General features: G+C 58.2%; 5 protein-coding genes. 3 read left to right on the top strand and 2 right to left on the bottom strand.

The features are described from left to right. The first annotated feature begins 235 nt into the window (after window positions 1-235). Window positions 236-844, top strand: a complete 609-nt coding sequence (locus Q3981_RS03070) for a histidine phosphatase family protein (protein WP_303123799.1) — start codon at window positions 236-238, stop codon at window positions 842-844. A 40-nt stretch (window positions 845-884) separates the two neighbouring features. Here Q3981_RS03070 and crgA read toward each other — a convergent pair whose 3' ends face one another. Then, window positions 885-1,157, bottom strand: coding sequence for a cell division protein CrgA (gene crgA / locus Q3981_RS03065; RefSeq protein ID WP_012730727.1), 273 nt, complete (start codon window positions 1,155-1,157; stop codon window positions 885-887). A gap of 262 nt (window positions 1,158-1,419) precedes the next feature. After that, window positions 1,420-3,036, bottom strand: coding sequence for an LssY C-terminal domain-containing protein (locus Q3981_RS03060; RefSeq protein WP_303123797.1), 1,617 nt, complete (start codon window positions 3,034-3,036; stop codon window positions 1,420-1,422). Window positions 3,037-3,418: 382 nt separating this feature from the next. On the opposite strand from Q3981_RS03060, the gene Q3981_RS03055 reads away from it, so the two are divergent. Continuing rightward, window positions 3,419-4,915: a methylmalonyl-CoA carboxytransferase subunit 5S gene (locus Q3981_RS03055; protein ID WP_204087781.1), complete on the top strand. Its 1,497-nt coding sequence runs from the start codon at window positions 3,419-3,421 to the stop codon at window positions 4,913-4,915. Window positions 4,916-4,958: 43 nt separating this feature from the next. Beyond that, window positions 4,959-6,309: acyl-CoA carboxylase subunit beta (locus Q3981_RS03050; protein ID WP_303123794.1), on the top strand; the 1,351-nt coding region annotated here is incomplete at its 3' end.

Here is a 6,309-nt window from a genome sequence, read left to right as displayed (position 1 = left end):
CATTAGACGGCCAGCTCCCTCTACGACGACGCTATCAATACCGACGACACACCCTAGATAGGCCCCGACAAAGTCCGCATGTTCGAACAAAAATAAGAGCCCACCCGCGACACGCCGACCGGACACACTTTTTGCTACTTATCCCTAAAAACATGGTTATACGACAATAAACGATGTGGAAACTTTTAACCTTTGTATTGATGGGAAGTTCGCCTCTCAGTGGGATAATTTCAGTATGAGGCATTTTCATCGGCAGAGTCGCGCCCCTATCCACGTGGTACGACTCATCGTTGTCTCGGCACCCCTCGCGAGTGCACGTCTGCCACGGTTCGCGTCGTCAGAAGACACAGTTCGGTGGGCAGATTATCGGCACGAGCTGCGTCGTTACGAGGAATTCAGTGATATTAACGACGCGGGTCCGGGCACGGAAGATGCGGCCGAATCCACCCGCTTGCGCGTTTTCGTCGGCAACCCGGGCCCGTGGGATGTGGGGGAGTGGGCGGGGAAGCCTTTGCCTCTCGTGTCACCGATGAAGATTGCGCAGTGGAGGAAACACCCGGACTATGTCGGGCATGGTGGGGAATCGCTACGCACCTATATCGACCGCGTGGCGAAGTGGGCTGATGAGCTAGAACCAGGAGAATACGTCACGGTCAGCGACCAATCCCTGGGGCGCGCACTACTGGTCCATGCTCTGGATGCCCCACCCGAGGCCTTTTGGCGCTGCGATATTCCCCCCGAGTGGCAGATGCGCTTCCACCGTCGGCGCAGCGGTGACAAAGAAATGTGGACTCTCCGCGGCCTCGCACCCGTCGATCCGGCGTCGCCTGGAATGTTGCGATAATGCTGCGATAAGGCGGTTAGGGGCCGTTAGGCAGTTATGCCTATTTCCATCCCATAGTCATTAAGAGTCCAACGACGAAAAGCCCGAAACCAATGGCGTAGTTCCATGCATTGAGGTCCTGCATGAACGGGATTTGCGGCCCAGCGATGTAGTTGACCACCAGCCATAGAAGCCCAGCAATGATGAAGCCGAACATGATGATGCGGTACCACAGCGGGGTGGACGCATTGTTGAGCTTGACCGGGGTGCGGGTGGACGTCGATGACGACGCGGGCCTCGACTCTGAGGACTCAGTTACCTTTGACTTCGGCATATCAACCTTTCTGACTCCGCGTGGCAGCGCACGAACGATGGTGTTGTCTGCCATGCAAGGTTAAGGGCAGCGCATACACCGGCGGTATGTGGCCCTGTTACACGATGTCGTGGACTCCGACATAACAGCTTTAGCGTCACCATAATACGGTAATGCTGGTGAAACCACTGACACGGTGCCGGTAGAGCGGCGATATGACGACGCTTGAGAAGCCCCGCGATGCCATAACCGATGCCGTAACCGTCGTCAATCGTCGTCGCGCCTACCGCGAATGATCATCAATTGGCAGATGAATTTTCCTCACCGGTCCCCAAACAGCGGCGGGTTCGTGCCCACGTATCCAGTTGCGAACGTCGTCGGAAGACAGTGCTAGCAGGGCAATAATGGTCGCTGTCGTGAGCAGCAAGTTGTTGTGACCAGCGGCGATCATGCGCATCCCATTGCGATCAAGGATCGAAATCACGATGGCGATGGTGAGGAACAGCATCAGAGCATCGCGCGCGTGGGTGAATCCGCCGAGTGTGAGCAGAACCAGAATAAGGGTCCCCAACGTTAGTAAGCCGACGTACCACTGTGTCGCGACGTAGGCGGTGTGGTGGCTGAAACCCATGTCCTGCAAGGTGCCGGGGATAAATCGGTGCTGGTCCGCTTTGTATAGCAGTACGACGCTTTGCCACGCGACGACGAGGAACAGCATCCCCATGGAGAGCATTAGGTTCGGTGGGCGTGGTGTGCGTTGCGCATTCTTCGGACGTCGGGCAGCACGTTCCTCATCGGAAATGTCGTCGTCGTAGTGCGTGGACGCCCGGCCTGTATAGCGCGTCCCGTTAATCGTCGAGTCCACATTGTCCGAGCCGCGTGCCGTGAGTGGCTCAGCATCGCTGCTTTCCTCGACGGTGTTTTCCGCTTCGGCGTTTTCCTCGGCGTCGTTTGGAGCATCCTCCTCGATCTCGTCGGGCAGTTCCTCGGGCGTTTCCTCCGTCGCGCCAGCACTGTCGTCATCGGATGAACCAGAGCGCAATCCGACCCGACTGACGTCGACAATGGGAAGATCTCCGTCGGTGTGGATTTTGTCGCCGCCGCCATTGACATGGTGATAGCCCGTCGAGAAATCCTCAATCATGGATACCGAACTCTCGGGGACATAAGAACGAACCGTCGATACGACGTGGTCGCGTTCCCTATCGATATCGGCAGCAATGCGATGGGTTACTTGTAAGGTGAAAAAACTAACGCCGACGGCGGTGTCATAACTGGCGGAGCCCACCCAGTCCACGCGGTGGCCACCGGGAAGTGGCCAGTCCTTGGGGCATCGCCAGAGCCGAATGTGGTGGCGTCGGGAGGGAGAACCATCTACTTCCTGCTGGTAGGCGAGGTCTTGCTCGCGATCGAAGAGGATCAGCGGACTCACCGGCGCCGCGGGATAAGAAGCCCGAGTAATGGAACTCCAGACAATCTTTGCCGACGACCGAAACGTCACCGGATCTGCCAACGTCCAACCCGCTTCAGTCATTGAGCGGTGGAGCTGCTCGGCAGTGCCGTCGAACGCGATATTCACCGGATCACCCAAAAGCCCATCCGACGTCCGAGTGCGCCCGATGAAGTAATTGGGGACGTAAATTCGCGTCAAAATTCGGTGAAGCCGGGGGAGAGTGAGATAAGCAATCACACCCCATGCAGGAATGATCAACAACAAACGAAAATCTAAAACAAAACTAAGTTTGAAGTATTCCCCCGCTAACCAGATGCTAGCTAAACCCGCCAGCAGGAAGAATGTGTTATCGATCCGCTTTTCCCGCGGTGTACGGGAAGACAACTTGCGCAACGACGTCAAATCACTGGCATGCGACCACATCGACGACAAAGATGGCATAGCCATACCCTAGTAAAACCACGTGTGCTCCGTAATAATCAACCGCATGTCCACCGCATCGGATTCGCATCGGGGATCACAAATCCACTGCCTAGGAATCAGATACGCAGAAAACAGCGGGTGTATATGCCGGAATGTGATCAATTGCTCCCGAACGTGATTGAAGATAAGCGCAATGCCTGTTTCCGGCGCTTAATGCCCCCCGGAACGGGGTACCGTCGTCGCATAAAAACAGCAACACACCGTCGCAAACCTGAATATTTACGACGAGAAAGGACGCGACGCCCCCCTCCAAGTTGGGTTAATCACTGTTCAAGTCCAAGAGTGCGGTAAGTCACGACGGTGAGCTGTGGTGCAACAGCCAACAAATCGGCTTAACGTAGTGGCCATGACCACGCGAAAAATTGGAGTGACCGAACTGGCTCTGCGTGATGCTCACCAGAGCCTCATGGCAACACGCATGGCCCTCGAAGACATGGTCGATGCCTGTGAGGATATAGATAAAGCCGGGTACTGGAGCGTGGAATGCTGGGGCGGCGCAACCTTCGACGCCTGCATCCGCTTCCTCAACGAAGACCCGTGGGAGAGATTGCGCACCTTCCGCAAGCTCATGCCCAACTCACGCCTTCAGATGCTGCTTCGTGGCCAGAACCTTCTGGGATACCGTCACTACGAGGACGGCGTCGTCGATAAGTTTGTTGAAAAATCCGCTGAAAACGGCATGGACGTCTTCAGGGTTTTCGACGCGCTCAACGACCCCCGCAACCTCGAGCACGCCATGCAGGCCGTGAAGAAGGTGGGCAAGCACGCGCAGGGCACCATCTGCTACACCGTGTCCCCACTGCACGACGTACAGGGCTACATCGATCTAGCAGGGCGTTTGCTGGATATGGGCGCGGATTCGATCGCGCTCAAGGACATGGCCGCGCTGCTCAAACCGCAGCCCGCCTACGACATCATCCGTGGCATCAAGGACACCTACGGCGAAGATACGCAGATCAACGTCCACTGCCACTCCACCACCGGCGTCACGATGGTCACCCTCATGAAGGCCATTGAAGCCGGTGCGGATGTCGTCGACACCGCCATTTCCTCCATGTCCCTCGGGCCAGGGCATAACCCCACCGAGTCTCTCGTCGAAATGCTTGAAGGCACCGACTACGAGACCGGGCTCGACATGGATCGGCTCATTAATATCCGCGACCACTTCAAGACAGTGCGCCCGAAGTACGCGGAATTTGAGTCCAAGACACTGGTCAACACCAATATTTTCCAATCGCAGATTCCGGGCGGAATGCTCTCCAACATGGAATCGCAGCTCAAAGCCCAGGGCGCGGGCGACCGTATCGACGAGGTGATGAAAGAAGTCCCCGTCGTTCGGAAGGCAGCCGGATACCCGCCGTTGGTGACGCCATCGTCACAGATCGTCGGCACCCAGGCCGTGTTCAACGTGCTGATGGGCCGCTACAAAGTGCTCACGGCTGAATTCGCCGACCTCCTCCTCGGATACTACGGCGAAGCCCCAGGTGAGAGGGATAAAGACCTCATCGAGCAAGCCAAGAAGCAGACCGGCAAAGAGCCCATCACCGAGCGTCCCGCGGACCTCCTTGAGCCCGAATGGGACAACCTGGTTGAGGAAGCTGACAAACTCGACGGCACCGACGGGTCCGACGAAGACGTCCTCACCAACGCCCTGTTCCCGCAGGTCGCGCCGGGATTCTTCAAGACTCGCCCCGACGGCCCGAAGAACGTCGGCAAGACCAAGGAACAGCTCGAGCGCGAAGAGGCGAAGGCCTCCGGCGACGCCACTGCCATCCGCGAACCGATTACGTACAAAGTCACCACAGGCGGCCGCAGCCACACTGTCTCCGTGGAACCCGCATAAACCAGTTGATCACCGCGAAAGACAGCAGAAACGGAGCAAATAAATGAGTGAGCAACCTCACGATCCCAGCATGCCTGAGCGCCTCGAACAGCTGGAAGAAGAAAAGAACCGCATCCGCCTCGGCGGCGGACAGGCACGCCTGGACAAGCAACACGACCGCGGCAAGATGACCGCCCGCGAGCGCATCACCAAGCTTGTCGACGAAGACACGTTCCAGGAAACCGGAATGTTCGCCAAGCACCGGACCACGCACTTCGGCATGGACAAGGCCGACGCCCCCGCCGACGGCGTCGTCACCGGATCCGGCGCGGTCTACGGACGGCCAGTGCACATCGCATCCCAGGACTTCAGCGTCATGGGCGGGTCCGCTGGCGAAATGCAGTCCAACAAAGTGGTCGCCATGATGAAGGCGTCCGCGACCACCGGCACCCCCTTCGTCTTCATCAACGACTCCGGCGGAGCTCGTGTCCAGGAGGGCATCGACTCCCTTTCCGGATACGGCCGCGTGTTCTACAACAACGTGCTGCTCTCCGGGCTTGTACCGCAGGTTTCCATCATCGCCGGCCCTTGCGCTGGTGGTGCCGCGTACTCGCCGGCACTGACGGACTTCATCATCCAGACCCGCAAGGCCAACATGTTTATCACCGGCCCCAAGGTCATCGAGTCCGTGACCGGCGAAAAAGTCACCGCTGACGAACTCGGTGGTGCCGATGCTCACATGAGCACAGCGGGCAACATTCACTTCGTCGCCGACGATGACGAGCAAGCCATCCTGATCGCGCAGAAGCTCCTGAGCTTCCTGCCGCAAAACAACACCGAAGAGCCACCCATCGTTGATCCGGACGAGGTTGTCGAGCCCGACGAATCCCTCCGCGACATCGTCCCCGTCGATGGCCGTAAGGGATACGACGTCCGCGATATCATCCGCAAGATCGTCGACTACGGCGACTTCCTCGAGGTCCAGGCCGGATACGCCCAAAACCTTGTGGTCGGATTTGCCCGCGTCGTTGGCCGGACAGTCGGTATCGTCGCTAACCAGTCGCAAGTGATGTCTGGTGTTCTGGACATCAACTCGTCGGACAAAGGTGCAAGCTTCGTTCGCTTCTGCGACTCCTTCAACATTCCGCTGCTCACCCTCGTCGACGTCCCCGGCTTCATGCCGGGCGTCGCACAAGAGCATGGCGGAATCATTCGCCACGGTGCGAAAATGCTGTTCGCCTACTCGGCAGCCACCGTCCCGAAGCTGACCGTGGTACTCCGCAAGTCGTATGGCGGATCGTACCTGGCCATGTGCTCCAAGGACCTGGGCGCGGACCGCGTTTGGGCATGGCCCACCGCGGAAATTGCGGTCATGGGTGCCGACGGAGCCGTGAACGTCGTCTTCCGCAAGGAAA

The organism is Corynebacterium sp., assembly GCF_030530965.1.
In the GTDB taxonomy this organism is placed as follows: domain Bacteria; phylum Actinomycetota; class Actinomycetes; order Mycobacteriales; family Mycobacteriaceae; genus Corynebacterium.
Note: the sequence above shows the minus strand (reverse complement) of the source record. Positions and strands in the feature narration are given on the sequence as shown.

Excerpts from the sequence above, each read along its gene's own strand:
- Q3981_RS03070 (WP_303123799.1), top strand. The coding sequence starts at position 236 with ATGAGGCATTTTCATCGGCAGAGTCGCGCCCCTATCCACGTGGTACGA.
- crgA (WP_012730727.1), bottom strand. The coding sequence starts at position 1,157 with ATGCCGAAGTCAAAGGTAACTGAGTCCTCAGAGTCGAGGCCCGCGTCG.
- Q3981_RS03060 (WP_303123797.1), bottom strand. The coding sequence starts at position 3,036 with ATGGCTATGCCATCTTTGTCGTCGATGTGGTCGCATGCCAGTGATTTG.
- Q3981_RS03055 (WP_204087781.1), top strand. The coding sequence starts at position 3,419 with ATGACCACGCGAAAAATTGGAGTGACCGAACTGGCTCTGCGTGATGCT.